This window comes from Brevundimonas sp. TWP2-3-4b1, assembly GCF_049897665.1.
GTDB classification, from domain to species: Bacteria; Pseudomonadota; Alphaproteobacteria; order Caulobacterales; family Caulobacteraceae; genus Brevundimonas; species Brevundimonas subvibrioides_B.
This window is the reverse complement of sequence record NZ_JAFCWQ010000077.1, coordinates 1-595: the sequence shown is the minus strand read 5'-3', so window position 1 is coordinate 595 and position 595 is coordinate 1. Positions and strand designations below refer to the sequence as shown.

Sequence of the window (595 nt, the reverse complement as noted above, 5' to 3'; positions counted from 1 at the left end):
GTCTTGTCCAGCAGCGGCTTGCGTTCGTAGTCGGACAGCGCGCGATAGGTGCGGGTCGGAACACCCGAGACGAACAGGTTCGGGTCGAACGACGGCGCCGACATCATGCACAGGATGTCGCCATTGCGGACGTCCATGACCACGCAGGCCCCGGACTCGTCGCCGAACACCTCGAGCGCCCGGTTCTGGACGTCGGCGTCCAGCGTCAGGACCACGTCCTTGCCTGGCACGGCAGGTCGAGAGCCGCCGACATCCTCGGCCACGACGCGGCCGCGCGCGTCGACCTCGACCCGGTTGCCGCCGGCCTCGCCGCGCAGGTCGGTGTCCAGCGCCTTCTCCACACCGGAGCGGCCGATGCGGAAGCCGGGGTTGAACAGGATCTGGGGCGGCTCCTCGCCCGTGTCGCGGATCGCCTTGATGTCGCGATCCGAGACCTTGGCGACATAGCCGATCACATGGGCGAAGGCGCCGGTGTAGGGATAGAAGCGCGCCTCGTTCATGTCCGCCATCACGCCGGGCAGTTCGGGCGCGTATAGATTGACCTTGGCGAACTCTTCCCAGCTCAGGTCGCTCTTGACCGGCACGGGGCTGAACC

The 595-nt window shown here is 67.6% G+C and carries 1 pseudogene; it reads right to left on the bottom strand.

Annotated features, from left to right (window positions below):
* Nucleotides 1-595, bottom strand: a pseudogene (locus tag ACP7A5_RS17995) (penicillin-binding protein 2); the annotation flags it as partial.